We start from the raw sequence: 18,276 nt of genomic DNA on the forward strand, positions 1-18,276 counted from the left end.
AGCGAGTCATGATCGTTGGCGTCGCCGAGGTGACCCAGGTTCTCCAGCTTCGACTCCTGCAGGCTCGTCGCGATCGAGATCACCGCGGCCCGCTCCGGCAGGCCGGCCTTCTTCGTGGCGGCGATGATCGCCTTCACGTTGGCCGTCTGCTCGTCGTTGAGGCTGATGTGGGACTGCTCGCCCTGGGTGCCGTGCGGGATCAGCTTGCTGGTGTCGGGCTTGTCGGCCTGCACCGCTACCGCGACCGGCTTGGTGTCGACCGGGTTGGCCACGTGGGCGATCGGGCCGGCGAAGACACCACCGGCGAACGCGAGCCCAGCAACAGACAGGACACTCTTACGCATGATCGTGTTCATGGGGGTAGCTCCTTCGGGGGTAGGACACCCGACCGCCAATGGGGGCGGCGGCAGGGTGTGAGCACCTCGTCCGGCGCTGCACAAACAAGGGGATAAGTTCGGGGGGGTGACGCCCGTGTCGGGCGTCGGGTCGGCGACCTGGCGAGCGGGGGGCTCGTGGCGCCGGGTCCCTGTGTAACGACCGGGGGGCCGGGGTCATTCCGGGGTGGCTCAACCCGCCGGCACCCTCGTGGCGGTGCCCGTCGGTCGGTCGTGGGGACTGTAACGACCGGGTGGAGGCTGGCATTCCAACCTGCGCGACCAGCCCTCAGGGGTCGGCGGCGGGTCGGTGGTACTGCGATCGTCAGGGTATGTAACGACCCCGGCCCGGCCATGATTCCGGCCCACCGGTGCGTCCGGTCACCACGCAAAACGACCACCACCGGGCAATCCACCCAAACAGCCTCGGGCTCACAGCGCCGAACCGGCCCTCACCCGGGATGATCCACTCGGGTTTCACGGAAGTCGGGGCATCCCGGACGGCTGGACACCGCGACATCATGAAACCCGAGTCGATCACGACTGAAGCGACAGCCGCACAACACCCAATGCCGGCAAAAGTTCAGCACCGGTCGGCCTGGCGACCGGCGGGAAGGATGGACGGCGGCGACCGGACGGTAGGGGCGTTATTGGACTGTCAGGCGGGAGCGCACCTTTGCGGCGCACGCGTCCAGAGCTGTCTGCGCGTCCAGCCCGAGGCTTTCGATGGCCACCAACGCGGTGAAGGCGACGTCGGCCAACTCCGCCGCGACGTCCTCGCGGGTGTGGGTGACACCCTTGCGCGGATTCTGCCCGAGCAGACCGATCCAGGCAGCCGAGGCCTCCCCCGCCTCCTCGGTGAGCTTGAGGATGCGGCAGGTCAGCTCGGTCTGCCCGGTGCCGTTCGCCGCGTCCAGCCAGCCACGCGACGCTCGGGCCGCCTCCCAGATCGACTCGTCCACGACGACCAGTCAACCCGATCGACCCACCGGCCCGAACGACCGGGTACGGCCGGTCAATCGTGTTGACCGGCGGATCAGCGAACCCATTGACACTGGTCGACGGCGGTTCTAGGTTCAGGACGCTACCGGCCGGTAGGCAACCGTCCCGCTGGTCGCCCCTCGGGCGACAACCGTCCGATGGGGAGCATCGATGCTGTCCACACCCGTTCGTACCCTCCGCCGCCTGCTCGCCGCGGCTGCGACGCTGACCCTCGCGGTCGGGCTGGCCGGTGCCGCGCCGGCCAGCGCCACCGGTCGCGACGCGAGGGGCGGCGAGCCGCTGCCCGGCTACACCATCGAGAATCCGCCGTTGGCGCCGCTGGTAGTGGGCGGCAAGCCGACGACGGTACGCCAGGGCGTGCACCGCCACGCCGGGTACATCATCGAGGTCCCCGCCCGGTGGAACGGTGACCTGGTGTTGTGGGCGCACGGCTACCGCGGCCAGGGCACGGTGCTCTCACCGGAACCGCCGGCGTTCGGGTTGCGCCAGCGCCTGCTGGAGCAGGGATACGCGTGGGCGTCGTCCTCGTACGACCGGAACGGCTTCGACATCCGCTCCGGGGTGCTGGGGACGAAGGATCTCGCCGACCACTTCGGGCGGACGGTCCGCCGGCCGCAGCACACCTACGTCGCCGGGGTGTCGATGGGTGGGTACGTCATTGGTCGTTCACTTGAGCAGTACCCCGGCTTCTACGACGGCGCGTTGCCGATGTGCGGTGTGCTCGGTGATCAGACGCTGCTCGACTTCTACCTGGACTACAACCTGGTCGCGCAGGCGCTCGCCGGAGTACCGGCCTATCCCACGCCGGCTGACTATCTGACCAACGCGGTGCCCCGCATCCAGGTGGCGCTCGGCCTGGCCGGGCTGACCCCCACCGGGCCGGACACCACCACCGAGCGGGGCAAGCAGCTGCGGGCGATCACGGTGAACCGTTCGGGCGGGCCGCGTCCGGGAGCCGACGCCGCGTTCGCGGTCTGGAAGGACTTCCTCTTCTCGATCAGCGTGCCCACCGGGAGCGGCAACTCCCCTGCCCAGCGGCCCGGTCAGCTGTCCACCAACCTGCTCACCCGCTACACCCCGAACAGCCCGGTGACCGTCAACGCGACAGTGCAGCGGGTCGCCCCGGAGAACCTGCGGCAGCGGCTCCTGCCGACGCTGACCGAGGTGCCGCGGATCGCCGGCCGCCCGACCGCGCCGGTGCTCAGCCTGCACGGTCTCGGCGACCTGTTCGTACCGTTCAGCATGGAGCAGGCGTACGCCACCGACGTGGCGCGGCACGGCCGCAGCAGGCTGGTGGTTCAGCGGGCGATCCGGGCCACGCAGCACTGCGAGTTCACCCCGACGGAGGCCGGCGCCGCCTGGGACGACCTGGTGTCCTGGGTACGCACCGGCAAGCGCCCGGCCGGTGACACCGTGACCGATCCGGCGGTGGTGGCCCGTCCCGACTACGGCTGCCGGTTCAGCGACCGGGACGCGTACGCGGCCGGGGTCGGTACCCGTCGCCTCTACCCGGCCTGCTGAGGAGGCACGCGGACACGAAGAACCGGCCGGCTCCCGTCGAAGGGAGCCGGCCGGTCTCGTGTGCGGGTGTCAGTGTCACCAGAGCTGCTGGACGATGTCCGCCGCCTGCTCCTCCCACTGCGCGTACGCGTACGGGAAGGCGGAGACCTGCACGGTCTGCGCGGCGGTGGTCAGCGGGAGGTCCTGCCAGCCGCCGACGTTCTTGAGTGCGGTGAAGAACGCCGTGGCGGCGTACTCCGGGTCGGTGATCTGGTCGGGCGTGCCCCAACCGGACGACGGACGCTGCTGGAACAGGCCCTGCGAGTCGTGGTCGTTGTACGCGCCGAGGTGGCCGAGGTTGTACAGCTTCGACTCCTGCAGCGAGGTGGCGATGCCGATCACCGCGCCCCGGTCACCGACGCCGGTCTTCTTGGCGGCGTCGACGATGGTCCGGGCGTTGGCCAGCTGCGCGTCGTCGAGCGGTACGCGCGACTGCGCGCCCTCGATGCCGTGCGGGATCAGCTGGGCGCGGCTCGGCTTGCCCGCCGGCGGCTTGCCGGTGGCGGAGCCGGTGGTCAGACCCGACTCGACGGGCTGCTCATCCTGGCGTGCGGAGGTGGCGGCCTTGCCGGTGGCGAGGTCGATGGCGGCGACGGCGCCCTGGTGCGGTCCGGAGGTGACCGGGGCGGCGGCTGCGGTCGGCGCGAGCGCCAAACCGCCGAGGGCGGCAACACCCGCCACGCTCAGCGCGGTCTTGCGGTACGAGTCCTTAGCGATGGCGGGGAGCCATCGAGTGAAGTCGGCCTTCACGATGGTTGCCCTTTCGATCGTGCGAAGCGCTCCGGGGTGAACGCTCCTCGGGAGATGACCGCGGAAAGGGTTTGGGCTCCGGCGGTACAGGGGACACAACCGGGTTCACCTGTCGGGCATTCCGGAATTGCCCGATGCTCGGCCCGGTGCGGTCCCGGTCACGCGCAGAGTCGGACATGGCGGCCCTGCGGACATCAGGCCAGACAGCCGTGACGGATGGTGTTTTCGGAGCCCGGGGGCAATGTGCGAACGCCAGCCTTTGCTCTGCTTACCAATACGCACCGGCCACGTTTCGTGACCACGGTGAGAGACCTCCGTGGCTGGCGGAAAAGGCATATTCGCAGCTCACGGACGTGGTGCATATAGGTAAGCAGAGCAAAGGGGCAATGCAAGGCGATGGGGCGGCAGGCAGCTAGCGGTTTGTCGCTACCGTGAGTGGGCCTCTAGGCCAGCACGGTGGGTGGCGTTGCCGTGCGGCTCGCCCTAGCGGGCGAGAACGTGCCAGGGCCTGTTTGAGGTGCCGGAGCGTCTCGACGACCGGGCCCCGGTCCGCCCACCGCCGACTCAGTTGTCGCCGTCACCTCTGGGCTCCGCATCCCGCGTTCCGACACCCTCGTCCGTAGTGAGGAGTTCCTGGAAGATGGTGATCTGGAGCCCGGCGGGGGCGTCCAGGCGGGAGTTGAGTGACTGCCACGGCGTACGCGTCGGCGGCGCGATCTCGCTCGCACCGGCGGCCACCAGCCGGGCGGTCGTCGCCTCCGTGTCGTCCACCTCGAAGGCCACCCGGATCCGCGGCGCGACCTGCCGACCCACCTCGACCTCGTCGATCAGGCGTTTCTGTGCGGGGTTGGCGATCTCCAGGGTGGCGCGGCCGGCTTCCAGGATCACCACCCGCGCATCGCCCTCGCCGCTGAACGCCGCCTCCTCCGGCAGGCCCAGCGCGTCGCGGAAGAACGCGACGGCGGCCTCGTGGTCGGTGGCCTCCACCACAAGGCGCAGTTGACGGACAGTGGGGGCGGGGGCGGGGGCGGGCGAGTCGGCAGGGGCGGGCGAGTCGGCGGCCATGAGCGGGATCCTAGCGTCGTGGCAGGGCTGGGCAGGGCTAGGTTGGAACCGTCCAGGAGGGAGCGACGATGGTCGAGGCAGTGAGTGACGACTCGTACCTGCTGCGCCCGGTCGGCCGGGTCGCCTCGTGCTGGGCGCGGCCGACGAACGCTGAGCCCGTCGACCGCACCAAACGCCAGCAGATTGTCGACCAACGCGCGCGCGTCAGCAGACCGACTCGTCAGCCCGACCTGAGACGCCCGCAGGGGTCAGTGGCCGCGGTCCAGCCACTCCTGCAGGTGTGGAGCCTCCGCGCCGATCGTCGTGTCGTCGCCGTGGCCGGTGTGCACGACCGTCTCCGCGGGAAGGGTCAGCAGGCGGGTGCGGATCGACCGGACGATGGTGTCGAAGTCGCTGTACGAGCGGCCCGTCGCGCCCGGGCCACCGGCGAAGAGCGTGTCGCCGGTGAACACCGCGCCCAGCTCCGGCGCGTGGAAGCTGCACGCCCCGGGGCTGTGCCCGGGGGTGTGCAGCACCTGCAGCGTGGTGCCGCCCACATCGATGCTCTGCCCGTCGTGCAGCTCGCCGTTGGGCGGCAGGTGCGGGTGGACCATGTCCCAGAGGACCCGGTCGGCCGCGTGCAGCAGCACCGGCGCGCCGGTGGCCTCGGCCAGTTCGGGCGCCACCCGGACATGATCGTCGTGGGCGTGGGTGGCCAGGATCGCCCGGACCTGCCGGTCGCCCACCAGGGCGAGGATCGCCGCCACGTCGTGCGGCGCGTCCAGCACGACGCACTCGCTGTCGTCACCGATCACCCAGACGTTGTTGTCCACGTCGAAGGTCTGCCCGTCCAGGGAGAACGTGCCCGAGGTGACCGCGTGGTCGACGCGGGCGGTCACGGGAACACCACCACCGAGCGGAGCACGTCGCCGTGGTGCATCCGGTCGAAGGCGTTCTCGACCTGGTCGAGCGCGATCTCCTCGGTGACGAACGCGTCCAGGTCGAGCCGGCCCTGCAGGTACAGCTCGGTGAGCATCGGGAAGTCCCGGCTGGGCAGGCAGTCGCCGTACCAACTGGACTTGAGGGCGCCGCCACGTCCGAAGACGTCCAGCAGCGGCAGCTCGATCTGCATCTGCGGGGTCGGTACGCCGACCAGCACCACCGTGCCGGCCAGGTCGCGAGCGTAGAACGCCTGCTTCCACGTCTCCGGTCGGCCCACCGCGTCGATCACCACGTCGGCGCCGAAGCCGCCGGTGGCGGCACGGATCGCCTCGACCGGGTCGGTCTCGGAGGCGTTCACTGTGTGCGTGGCGCCGAACTTGCGGGCCCAGTCGAGCTTGCGGCTGTCGGTGTCCACCGCGACGATCGTGGTGGCGCCGGCGAGGACCGCACCGGCGACCGCCGCGTCCCCGACGCCGCCGCAGCCGATCACCGCAACCGAGTCGCCCCGGGTGACGTTTCCGGTGTTCATCGCCGCACCCAGCCCGGCCATCACCCCGCAGCCCAGCAGACCCACGGCGGCGGGTCGGGCCGCCGGGTCGACCTTGGTGCACTGCCCGGCGTGCACCAGGGTCTTCTCCGCGAACGCGCCGATGCCCAGCGCCGGGGCGAGTTCGGTGCCGTCGGTGAGGGTCATCCGCTGGGTGGCGTTGTGGGTGTTGAAGCAGTACCAGGGCCGACCCCGACGGCAGGCGCGGCAGACCCCGCAGACCGCCCGCCAGTTGAGCACCACGAAGTCGCCCGGGGCGACGTCGGTGACGCCCTCGCCGACCTGCTCCACGATGCCCGCCGCCTCGTGACCCAGCAGGAACGGGTAGTCGTCGTTGATGCCACCCTCGCGGTAGTGCAGGTCGGTATGGCAGACACCGCACGACTGAATCCGGACGATCGCCTCACCGGGCCCGGGATCGGGCACCACGATGGTGGTGACCTCGACCGGCGCGCCCTTGCTGCGGGAGATGACTCCCCGGACTTCCTGGCTCACTTCGCCTCCTGCTGGTGGTCTGCGGCGGGGCCGGGTGCCGGGGTGGGCGGGTGTGCCGCGGGCTCGGCGGTGGGCCCCCGGCGAACCTACCGCGACCACCACGGCCAGCCCACCCGGCCCGGCGGGTTATCGCGGGCGGTGCGGGGTACGCGGGCCGCATTCGACAACGGCCGACGGGAGTGACAATGAAATCCGCGCACCTGCCACTACGGGTCAGTATCGGCGCGTACTTTCTCAACTCGGGTCTGGGTAAGCGCACCCTGGAGGGCACCGCCGCGGAGGGCTTGCACGGGATGGCGGTCGCCGCCATGCCCCAGCTCGGTCAGTTGGAGCCGGCGCGCTTCGCCAAGCTGCTGTCGTACTCGGAGATCGCCCTGGGGGCCGCGCTGATCGCGCCGTTCGTCCCGGCGCCCCTGGTCGGGCTCGGCCTGACCGCGTTCGGCGCGGGCCTGATGCAGCTGTACCTGAAGACGCCGGGGATGCGCGAACCCGGCAGCATCCGCCCGACCCAGCAGGGCGCGGGGTTGGCCAAGGACGTCTGGCTGGTCGGCGCGGGGCTGACCCTGGTGCTGGAGGGGCTGACCCACGGCCGTCGGCTCGGTTGACCGGCGGCGGCCTGAGGAGGTGCGGTGAGCCAGCCTCGGTCGGTGCGGCCGTTCTACCGGCCGATGCGGCCACGTCGTCGCGACGAGCCGCACCGCTCGGCCACGCCGCTGGAACTCTTCTTCGACCTGTGCTTCGTGGTGGCCGTGTCGCAGGCCGCCACCAACCTGCACCACGCCGTCTCCGAGAATCAGCTTGGCCACGCGTTGAGCAGGTACCTGCTGGTCTTCTTCGCGATCTGGTGGTCGTGGATGAACTTCACCTGGTTCGCCTCGGCCTACGACACCGACGACGACCTCTACCGGATCGCGACGCTGGTCCAGATCGCCGGGGCGTTGATCATCGCCGCCGGAGTGCCCCGGGCGTTCACCGACGGCGATTTCACCGTCATCACGTACGGCTACGTGGTGATGCGGATCGCGCTCGTGGTGCAGTGGTGCCGGGCCGCCGCCGGGGACCCGGCGCACCGCCGGGCGGCCCGGCGGTACGCGGTAGGCGTAACCGTCGTCCAGCTCGGTTGGTTGCTCCGGCTGGCCCTACCGCAGGGCTGGAGTACCGCGGTGTTGCTGCTGCTGGTCGTGGCCGACCTGCTGGTGCCGGCGGTGGCCGAGCGGCCGGGGATGACTCCCTGGCATCCGCGACACATCACCGAACGGTACGGGCTGTTCACCCTGATCGTGCTCGGTGACGTGGTGCTGGCCACGTCGGTGGCCATCCAGACCGGAGTGGACGCCGGCGACCGTCGCCTCTGGTCGCTGGCGGCGGCGGCCACCGTGATCGTGTTCGCCCTGTGGTGGCTCTACTTCGACCGGCCGATCGAGGCGCCCGACCGGCTGCCGTACTCCCTGGTCTGGGGCTATGGCCACTACCTGATCTTCGCGGCGGTCGCCGCGGTCGGGGCGGGCCTGAACGTGTCGGTGGACCACGAACGGCACCTCGCCCACACCTCGGGCAGGGTCGCCGGGTACGCGGTGGCCGTCCCGATCGCCGTCTTCCTGCTCACCGTCTGGGTGCTGCACGTACGCCGGCAGCAGCACGGCGCGGTCGTTGTCGCCTTCCCGGTCGTAGCGCTGCTGGCGCTGCTCGCGCCGCTCGGCCCGGCCCCGGTGTACGCGCTCGCGGCGCTGCTGGTCGCTCTGGTGGCGTTGACCGTGCTGTTGCGCCGCCGCGACGTGGGCCCGAACGCGACGGTGGCCTGACTGCGGTCGCGCCGGCGAAGTCGAACCTCTGCACGATCCTGCTCCTCTGCTGGTGGTTACCGACGCTCGGACGCGACGGAAAGTCGGGTGCGGTCGGGCACGGTCACCTCGCCGGCCCGCGAGAACCGCACACCCTCGTCGGTGAGCCGGCCGTGCCGCATCAGCAACACGTCGCGGGCGTAGTTCTGGTGCAGCCGCCACGGCGTGGTCGCACCCTGCTTGGGCAGCGTGTCGACGGCGCGCAGCACGTAGCCCGAGCGCAGGTCGATCAGTGGCACCCGTTCGACGTCGGGCGGTGGGAGCGGGGTGACGACCTGCTGGCCGGTGCGGTCCAGGTGCCGCAGCAGTCGGCAGACGTAGCCGGCGACCAGGTCGGCCTTGAGCGTCCACGACGCGTTGGTGTAGCCGAGGGTCAGCGCGAAGTTCGGCACGCCGGAGAGCATCATGCCCTTGTAGGCCACGGTGTTGGGCAGGTCGACGTCGACGCCGTCCACCCGCAGCGCCAGGCCACCGAGGGCGAGCAGGTTGAGCCCGGTCGCGGTGACCACGATGTCGGCGGGCACCTCCGCGCCGGAGGCCAGCCGGACACCGTTCGCGGTGAAGGTGTCGATGGTGTCGGTGACCACCGACGCGGTGCCGTCGCGCACCGCCGTGAACAGGTCACCGTCGGGCGCCACGCAGAGCCGCTGGTCCCAGGGGTCGTAGCGGGGCGAGAAGTGCCTGTCGACGTCGTACCCCACCGGGAGCAGGCCCCGCGCGGCCCGGCGCAGCACCCGCTTCACCAGGCCGGGCGCACGCCGGCTGAGCTGGAAGTTGACGGTGGACAGCAGCACGTTCTTCCAGCGCACCACCGGATACGCGGCCTTCGCCGGCAGCCAACGCCGCAACGCGTCGGCCAGGCGGTCGCGGGCGGGCAGCGCCAGAATGTACGTCGGTGAGCGCTGGAGCATGGTCACGTGAGCGGCCCGCTGCGCCATCGCCGGCACCAGGGTGACCGCTGTGGCCCCGCTACCGATCACCACCACCCGCTTGCCGGTGTGGTCGAGGTCGTCGGGCCAGTGCTGCGGGTGCACCAGCCGCCCGGCGTACGCGTCGACACCTGGCAGGGGCGGAGTGTAACCCTCGTCGTAGCGGTAGTAGCCGGTGCAGGCAAAGAGGAACGAGCAGGTCAGCACCACGGTTTCGGCGGTGTCGGTGCGCTGGGCGTGCACCGTCCAGCGGGCGGTGCCGCTGTCCCACTCGGCGCGGAGCACCCGGTGACGGAAGCGGATGTGCCGCGACACGTCGTACTCCCGGGCGGTTTCCCGCACGTACTCCCGGATGGTCGTGCCGTCGGCGATGGCCTTCGGCGCGGTCCACGGCTTGAACGAGTAGCCGAGGGTGAACATGTCCGAGTCGGAGCGGATGCCCGGGTAGCGGAACAGGTCCCAGGTGCCGCCTATGGCGTCGCGCGCCTCCAGCACCGCGTACGTCTTGTCGGGGCAGTCACGACGAAGGTGGCAGGCGGCGCCGATGCCGGACAGGCCAGCGCCGATGATCAGCACGTCGACGTGGTAGGAGGCCATCGCGTTCCTCCATCCGGGGCGGTGATCGGACCCTAACACCGCACCCGAACGGCGGAAAGTTGTCGCGAGAGCCCTAGGACGCTCGGGTGAAGGTCATGATCCAGTTGGTCTCCCAGGTCTGCTCGCCGTCGACCGAGAACGCCTGCTCCCAGCGGGAGGTGGTCGCGCTGATGTCGGACCAGATGAACCGGCACCGGACCGGGCGCCCCTCGTGCTGGTCGTCGGCGTAGAAGCGGCCGACCCCGTCGACGAAGCGGCCCACCATCGGCGGCTGCCCCAGCACCCCGACGTCGCTGCTCATCCAGTAGATCGACCACTCCTGCCGGGCCGGGTCGAAGATCCGGATCGTGGCGCCAGCGGAGCCCTTGGTCGGGAACGTGATCTCGTCGAAGTGACCGCCGCCGGCGAAGAAGCCGTGCGCCACCGACACCCCGGGGAACTCCTCCCACTCGTCGGACCCGACCAGCCGCTTGCGCAGCCGGCGGTTGACGACGTTCCAGGTGCCCACAAAGAAGTCGAAGTCGCCCATCAGCGGCCCACCGGCCCTTCCGCTCGCGTGTCACGCAGATAACTGATCAGATTCGGACTCTCCGGCAGGAGCATGTGCCGGACCCAGGCGGCCCGCTCGTGTTCCAGAACCGCCAACTCCCAGACGCAGCCCACCGCCGGGCGACGTAGGTGGACGAAGTGTGCCGGGTCGTCGTCGGGACAGTCCAGCGCCGGCTGCCCGGCCGCGGCGACGCGGACCTCCACCGCGTTGTCCCACACCCAGGTGTACGCCAGCAGATAGGCGCCGGTGTCCGCGCCCCGGTGCAGCACCACCCACCCGGCGGCCGGGGTGCCGTCGTCGACGACGTCGGCCAGCAGGTCGGGCAGCAGGTCGTACGCGGCCTTCTCCACCTCGGGTTCGATCGGTCGCTCCGGCTGGTCTATGTGGTAGCGCTTGAGTTGCCGGCCGTCGATCAGCACTGGTCCGGGCGTTCGTAATTCCTTGTCGCGAAATGCCATGCCGGGACGGTAGGACGGGTCCCCTGACAACTAGTGTCAGTGAAGTGCGGGCTTCTCGACTTCTCTCCGTCCTGCTGCTGCTCCAGTCGCACGGGCGGTTGACCGCCGCGCAGCTCGCCGAGCGGCTGGCCGTCTCCCCCCGCACCATCTACCGGGACGTCGAGTCGCTGCACGCCGCTGGCATCCCGCTCTACGGCGAGGCCGGGCACGCCGGCGGCTACCAACTGGTCGACGGCTGGCGGACCCGACTGACCGGGCTGACCGCCGAGGAGGCCGACCGGCTGTTCCTCGCCGGGCTGCCCGGCCCCGCCGACGAGTTGGGCTACGGCGACGTGGTGGCGGCGCTGCAACTCAAGCTGCACGCCGCGCTCCCCGCGCCGCTGCGCGACCGGGCGGCCCGACTGCAACAACGCTTCCACCTGGACACTCCCGGGTGGTACGCCGACGGCGACGCTTCCCCCGAGCTGGCCCGCACGGCCGAGGCGGTCTGGCGGCAGCACCGCGTCGAGGTGCGCTACCGCGGCTGGAACGGCGAGGTGACCCGGGTCCTGGAGCCGTACGGCCTGGTGCTCAAGGGCGGCCGTTGGTATGTGGTGGCCGACCAGCCCGGCCGGGGCGCGCCGGCGACCTACCGGGTCAACCAGATCCTCGCATTGACCCCACTGGCGCAGGAGTTCGCCCGTCCCGCCGACTTCGACCTGCCGTCCTGGTGGCGGGCGCATGTCGTGCAGTTCCGGGCCCGGCTGCACCGCGACGAGGCCCACGTCCGGCTCTCCCCCGCCGGGCGGGAGCGGTTGCGCGAGGTCGGCAGCGACCCGGTGGTGACAGCGATGGACAGCAGCGCCGGGCCACCGGACGCGCGGGGCTGGGTGACCGCGGTGCTGCCCATCGAGTCGCTCACCCACGCCCACGGTGAGCTGCTGCGCCTCGGTGCCGACGTCGAGGTGCTGACCCCGGTGGCGCTGCGCGAACGGCTGGCCGCCACCGCCGCCGGGCTCGCCGCGCTCTACTCCCCCACCTGAACAGCCCCGACCGTCTCCACAGTGGAAGGGTCGGAGGCGTCGATTGTCGTCACGGTGTGCCACCCTGGGACGGTCATCAATGGTCACCGGAGGTGAGGGTCACGTTACGGCTACGCGCACTTGTCGCCGTCCCCGGCACCGGGCCGGTGACCCTGGACGTTCCCGCCGGCACGCTCGCCGCCCTGGTGGCGCCGCCCCGGTTCGGCACGGCGGTCGCCCGGGTGCTGGCCGGGCTGGCCCCGCCGGTGACCGGTCGCGTCCTCGTCGGCGACCGGGACGTCACCAGCCTGCCGCCGCCCCGCCGGCAGATCGGCTACGTGCCCGCCGGTGGCGCGCTGCTGCCGCAGCTCACCGTGCGGCGCAACATCGAGTACGGCCAGCGCAAACGCGAACGGGTGCACGAGGTGGCGAACGACTGGACGGCCACAGTGGTCGACCGGCTGGAGTTGGCGCTCTCCCTCGCTCTGCTGCCGCACCAGATCTCCGACGCCCAGCGCTTCCGGGTGGCGCTCGCCCGAGCGGCGGCCTGCCTGCCCGAGGTGCTGGTGGTCGACCTGCCGGCCGGTTCGGCGGGCGACAGCCGCCTCGGTGATCTGATGCCTCGTCTCTCGCCGCCGGACGCCCCGGGGGTGGCGGTGCTGGTCTGCACCGCCGACCCGGCGACCCTGGCCGAGATACCGGTGCGGCACGAGCTGGTCACCGAGCCGAGCGAGGCGACACGATGAGGCCGGCCGCCCGGGTGAGTCGCCGTACGCTGCTGCGCGCCGCCGCCGCGGGCACCACCGCCCTGGCCGCCGGCTGCTCCGGCGGAACCCGGTCGGTGCAGGTCGCGGTGGTCTGGAGCACCAGCGAGCTGGACCGGTTCCGCGAGGTCGTCGCCGGCTACCCCGCCCAGGTGCAGGTGATCAGCGCCGGCAACGACATCGACGCGTTCCTGCGTGCCCGACACCTCGCCGGCACCAGCCCGGACGTGGCGATCCTGCCGCGCCCCGGTCTGGTCACCGAGTACGCCCAGCGCGGCTGGCTGAGCCCGGTGCGCGCGTCCACCGAATACGCCGTACCGGCCGGGTTGGGCGAGCTGCTGACGGCCGAGGGCCGGCGCTACGGCGTCTGGGTCAAGGCGGCGCACAAGTCGCTGGTCTGGCACCTGCCCTCGATGCTGCCGGTGCAGCCGGCCAACTGGGACGCGCTGGTCCGGCAGACTCAGGAGCTCGGCGCGCTCGCCCGGCGCGGCGGCGGGCCGGCGCCCCTGGCCATCGGCGCCGCGGACGGCTGGGTGCTCACCGACTGGTTCGAGAACGTGCTGGCCGACGTGGCACCCGAGAGCTACAACGCCCTGGCCCGGCCGGACGCCGACTGGCAGGGCAGACCGGTGCGTGACGCCCTGGACCGGCTCGCCGGGCTCTGGAGCATCAACGGGGCGTTCGTCGGCGGCGGCCGTCGTGCCCTGCTCACCCAGTACGAGGAGTCGGTGATCCAGGTGGTGCACACGAAGCGGGCGGTGATGCTCGTCGGAGCCGACTTCACCGCCGACGTCGCCGACCCGTTCCAGCGTGGCCCGGAGGCGCCTGTCACGTTCCGGTTCCCGGGCGCCCGGCCGGGCGGCGGCCCCCTGATCGTCGGCGGGGACGCGGCCGTGGCGTTCGCCGACGCCCGGGGTGGAGTCGAGCTTGTCGAGTGGCTCACCAGGGCCGACTCGTTCCAGCCGTGGCTGCGCGACGGAGGCTACCTCTCGCCCAACACCAACGTCGCGATCGGCAGCTACCGGGACCGCGTCAGCCAGGGTCTCGCCGAGGAGATGCGGGCACCCGGCACCCTGCGTTTCGACCTCTCCGACCAGTTGCCCGGCGCGTTCACCGGCTCGGACGGTGTCGGCATCTGGCGGATCATGCAGGGCTTCTTCGCCGACGTCACCGACGGGGTCCGCGCCAGCGAGGCGATCCGCCGGACCACCGGCCTGCTCGCCGCAGCGGCCCGCAGCGCGGGGGGCGGCCGATGAGCCAGGTGCGGGTCCTCGGCGAGCTGGCGGTCCTCGACGACGTCGGTCCAGCCCGGCGGGGTCGGGCCTATCCGGCGGCGGGGGCCACGTCGGCCCTGCTGCTGCCGGCCGCGGTGCTGCTCGGCGGGCTGGTGCTGTGGCCGGTGCTGCGGACCATGCACGCCAGCGTCACCACCGACGGTCGCTGGGTCGGCGCGGCGCACTTCCGGACCGCGCTCGCCGCCCCGGGCACCGGCGCGGTGGTCGGCCGGACGGTGCTCTGGGCCCTGCTGGTGCCGGCGGTGGTGACGGCACTGGGCTATCTGCTCGCCGCCGCTTCCCGCCGCTCCCAGGAGGGCGGCCTGGTCCGGTTGATCCTCCTGGTGCCGGTGGCGTTGCCGCTGGTCGTCACCGGTGTCACCTTCCGGCTGATGTACGACCCGGACCCGAGCCGCGGGCTGGCCACCCTGGTCGCGACCCGCCTGACCGGCCGCTCGGTCGAGGACGCGCCGCAGCTGCTCGGGCCGGGAATGGTCACCGTCGCGTTGATGTCGGCGTTCGTCTGGGCCTGGGTCGGGTTGGCGGTGCTGGTCTTCCGATCCGCGCTGGACGCGGTGCCGCCGAGTCTCGCCGACGCGGTCCGCGCCTACGGCGGTACGCGTCGCCACGTCCTGTGGGACGCGCAGTGGCGACCACTGCTGCTGCGGACCACAGCGGTGGTCTTCGCGCTGGTGGCGGTCGGCACCAGCCGCACCTTCGACCTGATCCTGGTGATGACCCCCGGTTCGGTGCGCGACGAGGCCTCGGTGCTCGCCCTGCGGATCTGGCAGACCTCCGGGGGCACCACCACCGGCGACGGCGCGGCGCTCGGCGTGGTGTGGCTGGTGGCGGTCATCGGCGGGATCATGGTGGCCGCGCTCTTCGTCCGACAGGCCTGGCCCCCGCCGCGCGTCGAGGCGGCACCGGAGCCCGCACCGGTCGCCCCGCCCCGGCGGGTGATTCGGCTGCTCGCGGCGGGTGCCGCGATCGCCTGGCTGGTGCCGCTGGCGGTGCTGGTCGCCACGTCGGCGCATGGCAGGGTGGACGCTGCCGCACGCGGCTGGTGGTCCGCCCCGCCGAATGGTGAGTCCTACCGCAACCTGGTCACCGGCACGGAGCTGTGGCGCACGCTGGGCTTCACCCTGCTGCTGGCCACCGCGGTGACCGCCACGGTGCTGGTGGTCGCGCTGCTGGCCGCGTACCCGTTGGCCTGGTTGACCGGGCCGGCCGCGCAGGCCACCGGGCTGCTGCTGCTGGCGGCCAGCGTCGTGCCGATCCAGGTCATCGCCGGGCCGGTCAACGAGGTGCTGGGCCTGGTGCTCTCCTCCGGCACGGCCCAGGGCCTGGCCCTGGTGCACATCGCGCTGGGCGTGCCGTTCGCGGTGCTGGTGCTGCGCAACGCGTTCGCCGACCTTCCCGTGGAGCAGGTCCGCGACGCCCGGTTGGGTGGGCGTCGGTGGTGGCACACCCTGCGCCGGTTGGCCCGGCACAACCTGTCGGCGGTGGTGGCGGTCTCCGTGCTGGAGTTCGTCCAGGTCTGGAACGACCTGGTGGTGGGGCGGCTGTTCGGCGGGCCGGGGTCGTCGCCGCTCGGGCCGTTCCTGGCCGAGCAGACCCGCAGCTTCGTGAGCAACAGTGGGGCGTTGGCTGCCAGCTCGGTGCTCGCCTCGGTGCTGCCGGTGGTGCTGGTGGTCCTCTCGCGGCGGCACCTGGTCGCCGGGCTCGTCTCCGGGGGTGTGCGGTGACCGGGCCGGGTGGTTCGCGTGGCGGCTCGCGCTGGCCGGCGCTGATCGCGATCGGCGGCGTGGTCGGCAGCGTCCTCGCCAACGTGGCCAGCAACCTGGCCGGCAATGTCCTCTCTGAGCTGGCCGCCAGCGTGCTCGGGCCGGTGACCATCGTCCTGGCCTCCGGCGGCGTCGTCGGCTACGTGGTATACGAGGTGCGCCGCCGCCGGGCTGGCCGGGAGGTCGACCCCGAGCCGACGGAGGTGCTCACCATCCCCGCCGCCGGGGCGCCCAACCTGCCCTACACGGCCGAGTTCACCGGTCGTGAGGAGCACGTCGACGCGCTGGTCGGTCTGCTCACCCGGGAGCACGCGGTGGCGGTTCTGGGCCGACGCGCGGTGGGCACCTCCGCGTGCGCGGTACAGGCCGCGAACGAGTGTCGGGAGGATTTCCCCGACGGGCAGTACTACCTGGACCTGCGGCGGCGCGGCCGTCCCCGCTCGGCCCGGCAGGTGCTCACCGCGCTGGCCCGGATCCTGGGCACCGCCCCACCGACCTCAGGCCGGCCGGACGCGCTCGCCGCCGCCGCCGACGCGCTGCGCGGTCAGCTCGACGGTCGCAAGATCGTGCTGGTGCTGGACAACGTGGACCGTCCCGAACAGGTTCGGCCACTGTTGCCGCCCACCGCGCGTACCTGCCGTTTACTACTCGCCGGTGGTCCGGCGCTGGTCGGTCTCGAGGGTGTGGTCGCGCACTGGATCGCCGAACCGGGCACGTCCGAGGCGGTGGAGCTGTTCGCGACGGCGGGTGGGGCCGCGCCGGCCGCCCGGGTCCGTCGCGCCGACCCGCGCACAGATCCGGCGGTACGCGAGATCGTCGACCTGTGCGGGCGGCAACCGCGTACCGTCCGCGCGCTCGGTTACCGGACCGCTCAGCACGGCTGGCGGCACTCCGACGTGCTGGACGCGCTGCGCCGCGCGGTGCAGACGCCACCGCACCAGCGGCTCGCCGTCTCACCGGCGGCCCGCCTGGTCACCGAACGGGACATCGCGTACCGGGTGTTGCCCCGCCAGGCCCGACGGTTGTACCGGCTGATGTCGCTGGTCCCCGCCCCGGTGGACCGGCCCACCATCGCCGCGCTGGCCGGACGACACCCCGAGCTGGTGACCGCACTGCTCGACCGGTTGGCGGCGGCGGCGTTCGTGGTCGGCGCGCCCGGCGACCGGTACGAGATCCGCCCCCTGCTGGCCGGCAGCGCCCGACTGCACCTGCGGGACGCGGATCCGGTCCGGGCCCGGGTCGCCGCGCAGGCCCGACTGACCCGGCACCTGGCCCGGCGGGCCGAACGGCACGCGGCCAACCTGGCGGTGCTCGGCTCCCCCGGGGACCGGGAGTGGTCGCTGCCGCTGGACGACGACCCGTACGGCTGGTTCGACCTGCACCAGGAGCTGCTGCTGGCGGTGGTGCGGGTGCCGGCCGGCGCGAAGGAGACACTGCCCCGCCGGGTCCGTCGGTGGTGGTTCCGGTTGGCCGTGGCGCTGTGTGGGTGGCTGGCGTACGCGGACCGGCTCGACGAGTGGGAGCAGGTCTGCCGCACCGTGCTGGCCACCCCGACCGCCGACGACCGTCCGGAGATCGCCGGGTGGGCGCACAACGAGCTGGGGGTGCTGCGTCGACGTCGGCACGACCCGCAGGGGGCGGCGGCCGCGCTCACCCTCGCGGTCAACGAGCGGGGGCGGCGGGGCAACGCCCAGGCGCGGATGAACCTCGGCCTGGCCCTGCTCGACCTGGGGCAGCTCGACGACGCGGTGGAACACCTGGAGATGTCCCGCCGACACCGCTCCGGCGCCGACCGGGCCGGGCACGCCCTCACCGACCTGGGCCTGGGCGCGGCCCAACTGGCCCGGGGCGAACCGGACACCGCGCACCACCACCTGGTGCGGGCGGCCAACACGTTCCGGTCGGTGGGCGACGCGCGCGGGTACGCGGCGGCGCTGACGAACCTGGTGCTGGTGCACGCGGCGCTCGGCGAGCACCTTGACGCCGCCCAGGCGTGGCGGGCCGCACTGCGCGAGTACGAGTCTGTCAACGACCCGACCAGCCGGGCGACGGCGCTGCTCAACGCCGGGGCGACGCTGCTGAGCAGCACCCCGGGGCAGGCGCGGACGGCGTACGAGCTGCTGGCCGAGAGCCGCCGGCTGCGCGAGGAGACCCGGCCGACCGCCGGGCTGGCGCGTACCCTGCTCTACCTGGGTGACGCCTGCGCCGCGCTGGGCGACCGGGCCGACGCGCGGCGGCACTGGGCGGACGCGGCGGCGGTGGCCGAGGAGGTCGCCGACGCCCAGGGGTTGGCCGCCGCCGACGCCCGACTAGGGCAGGCCCTGAAGGACGACGCCGACAGCCGGGTGACGTAGGTCGCTCGGG

Annotated in this window: 16 protein-coding genes and 1 pseudogene; 8 read left to right on the forward strand and 9 right to left on the reverse strand. The window is 72.3% G+C overall.

All coding sequences use genetic code 11. From position 1 onward, the window contains the following. Positions 1-356 (reverse strand): annotated as a pseudogene (locus ACIA47_RS30105) (hypothetical protein); the annotation flags it as partial. Positions 357-1,021: 665 nt separating this feature from the next. Further along, on the reverse strand, positions 1,022-1,336 hold the full coding sequence (locus ACIA47_RS30110) for a MazG-like family protein (protein ID WP_203117348.1): 315 nt from the start codon (positions 1,334-1,336) through the stop codon (positions 1,022-1,024). A gap of 190 nt (positions 1,337-1,526) precedes the next feature. Between ACIA47_RS30110 and ACIA47_RS30115 the strand changes: the two genes are divergently transcribed. Further along, positions 1,527-2,897, forward strand: coding sequence for a hypothetical protein (locus ACIA47_RS30115; RefSeq protein WP_203117351.1), 1,371 nt, complete (start codon positions 1,527-1,529; stop codon positions 2,895-2,897). A gap of 75 nt (positions 2,898-2,972) precedes the next feature. Here the strand turns inward: ACIA47_RS30115 and ACIA47_RS30120 are convergent, their stop codons facing one another. The 4 genes from ACIA47_RS30120 to ACIA47_RS30135 all read right to left on the reverse strand — a co-directional run bounded on the left by ACIA47_RS30120 (position 2,973) and on the right by ACIA47_RS30135 (position 6,714). Then, the gene (locus ACIA47_RS30120) at positions 2,973-3,686 is read right to left on the reverse strand and encodes a hypothetical protein (RefSeq protein ID WP_396711646.1); all 714 of its coding nucleotides are present in this window, start codon (positions 3,684-3,686) and stop codon (positions 2,973-2,975) included. A gap of 564 nt (positions 3,687-4,250) precedes the next feature. Further along, positions 4,251-4,751, reverse strand: coding sequence for a VOC family protein (locus tag ACIA47_RS30125; RefSeq protein WP_396711647.1), 501 nt, complete (start codon positions 4,749-4,751; stop codon positions 4,251-4,253). Between the two features lie 248 nt (positions 4,752-4,999). After that, positions 5,000-5,629, reverse strand: a complete 630-nt coding sequence (locus ACIA47_RS30130; protein ID WP_396711648.1) for an MBL fold metallo-hydrolase — start codon at positions 5,627-5,629, stop codon at positions 5,000-5,002. Then, positions 5,626-6,714 (reverse strand): S-(hydroxymethyl)mycothiol dehydrogenase, encoded by a 1,089-nt coding sequence (locus ACIA47_RS30135; protein ID WP_203117359.1) that lies wholly within the window; start codon positions 6,712-6,714, stop codon positions 5,626-5,628. The genes ACIA47_RS30130 and ACIA47_RS30135 overlap by 4 nt, the downstream gene beginning before the upstream one ends. Before the next feature lie 185 nt (positions 6,715-6,899). Here ACIA47_RS30135 and ACIA47_RS30140 point away from each other — a divergent pair, with 185 nt between their 5' ends. Together ACIA47_RS30140 and ACIA47_RS30145 are read left to right on the forward strand one after the other, a co-directional pair. Continuing rightward, positions 6,900-7,319 carry a hypothetical protein gene (locus tag ACIA47_RS30140; RefSeq protein ID WP_396711649.1) on the forward strand — a complete coding sequence of 140 codons (420 nt, stop codon included), beginning with the start codon at positions 6,900-6,902 and terminating at the stop codon, positions 7,317-7,319. A 24-nt stretch (positions 7,320-7,343) separates the two neighbouring features. After that, positions 7,344-8,516, forward strand: a complete 1,173-nt coding sequence (locus ACIA47_RS30145; protein ID WP_203117362.1) for a low temperature requirement protein A — start codon at positions 7,344-7,346, stop codon at positions 8,514-8,516. Positions 8,517-8,572: 56 nt separating this feature from the next. Here the strand turns inward: ACIA47_RS30145 and ACIA47_RS30150 are convergent, their stop codons facing one another. The 3 genes from ACIA47_RS30150 to ACIA47_RS30160 all read right to left on the reverse strand — a co-directional run bounded on the left by ACIA47_RS30150 (position 8,573) and on the right by ACIA47_RS30160 (position 11,089). Next, positions 8,573-10,081, reverse strand: coding sequence for a flavin-containing monooxygenase (locus ACIA47_RS30150; protein ID WP_396711650.1), 1,509 nt, complete (start codon positions 10,079-10,081; stop codon positions 8,573-8,575). 73 nt (positions 10,082-10,154) lie between these two features. Further along, positions 10,155-10,610: a hypothetical protein gene (locus ACIA47_RS30155; protein WP_396711651.1), complete on the reverse strand. Its 456-nt coding sequence runs from the start codon at positions 10,608-10,610 to the stop codon at positions 10,155-10,157. After that, the gene (locus tag ACIA47_RS30160) at positions 10,610-11,089 is read right to left on the reverse strand and encodes a hypothetical protein (protein ID WP_396711652.1); all 480 of its coding nucleotides are present in this window, start codon (positions 11,087-11,089) and stop codon (positions 10,610-10,612) included. Before ACIA47_RS30160 ends, ACIA47_RS30155 begins: the two co-directional genes overlap by 1 nt. A gap of 44 nt (positions 11,090-11,133) precedes the next feature. Here ACIA47_RS30160 and ACIA47_RS30165 point away from each other — a divergent pair, with 44 nt between their 5' ends. From ACIA47_RS30165 to ACIA47_RS30185, 5 genes are all read left to right on the forward strand, one after another. Further along, positions 11,134-12,111, forward strand: a complete 978-nt coding sequence (locus tag ACIA47_RS30165; RefSeq protein WP_203117385.1) for a WYL domain-containing protein — start codon at positions 11,134-11,136, stop codon at positions 12,109-12,111. Positions 12,112-12,203: 92 nt separating this feature from the next. Next, the gene (locus tag ACIA47_RS30170; protein WP_203117401.1) at positions 12,204-12,836 is read left to right on the forward strand and encodes an ATP-binding cassette domain-containing protein; all 633 of its coding nucleotides are present in this window, start codon (positions 12,204-12,206) and stop codon (positions 12,834-12,836) included. After that, entirely contained in the window at positions 12,833-14,110 is a 1,278-nt protein-coding gene (locus ACIA47_RS30175) for a hypothetical protein (RefSeq protein WP_396711653.1), read from the forward strand. Before ACIA47_RS30170 ends, ACIA47_RS30175 begins: the two co-directional genes overlap by 4 nt. Beyond that, positions 14,107-15,873 carry a hypothetical protein gene (locus ACIA47_RS30180; RefSeq protein WP_396711654.1) on the forward strand — a complete coding sequence of 589 codons (1,767 nt, stop codon included), beginning with the start codon at positions 14,107-14,109 and terminating at the stop codon, positions 15,871-15,873. Before ACIA47_RS30175 ends, ACIA47_RS30180 begins: the two co-directional genes overlap by 4 nt. Beyond that, the gene (locus ACIA47_RS30185; RefSeq protein ID WP_396711655.1) at positions 15,870-18,266 is read left to right on the forward strand and encodes a hypothetical protein; all 2,397 of its coding nucleotides are present in this window, start codon (positions 15,870-15,872) and stop codon (positions 18,264-18,266) included. Before ACIA47_RS30180 ends, ACIA47_RS30185 begins: the two co-directional genes overlap by 4 nt. The last annotated feature ends 10 nt before the right edge of the window (positions 18,267-18,276 follow it).

The organism is Micromonospora sp. NPDC051227 (assembly GCF_044455385.1).
Classification (GTDB): domain Bacteria; phylum Actinomycetota; class Actinomycetes; order Mycobacteriales; family Micromonosporaceae; genus Micromonospora.

Coding starts and splice junctions, on each gene's coding strand:
- ACIA47_RS30140 (WP_396711649.1), top strand. CDS start 6,900: ATGAAATCCGCGCACCTGCCACTACGGGTCAGTATCGGCGCGTACTTT.
- ACIA47_RS30125 (WP_396711647.1), bottom strand. CDS start 4,751: ATGGCCGCCGACTCGCCCGCCCCTGCCGACTCGCCCGCCCCCGCCCCC.
- ACIA47_RS30180 (WP_396711654.1), top strand. CDS start 14,107: ATGAGCCAGGTGCGGGTCCTCGGCGAGCTGGCGGTCCTCGACGACGTC.
- ACIA47_RS30150 (WP_396711650.1), bottom strand. CDS start 10,081: ATGGCCTCCTACCACGTCGACGTGCTGATCATCGGCGCTGGCCTGTCC.
- ACIA47_RS30155 (WP_396711651.1), bottom strand. CDS start 10,610: ATGGGCGACTTCGACTTCTTTGTGGGCACCTGGAACGTCGTCAACCGC.
- ACIA47_RS30175 (WP_396711653.1), top strand. CDS start 12,833: ATGAGGCCGGCCGCCCGGGTGAGTCGCCGTACGCTGCTGCGCGCCGCC.
- ACIA47_RS30115 (WP_203117351.1), top strand. CDS start 1,527: ATGCTGTCCACACCCGTTCGTACCCTCCGCCGCCTGCTCGCCGCGGCT.
- ACIA47_RS30160 (WP_396711652.1), bottom strand. CDS start 11,089: ATGGCATTTCGCGACAAGGAATTACGAACGCCCGGACCAGTGCTGATC.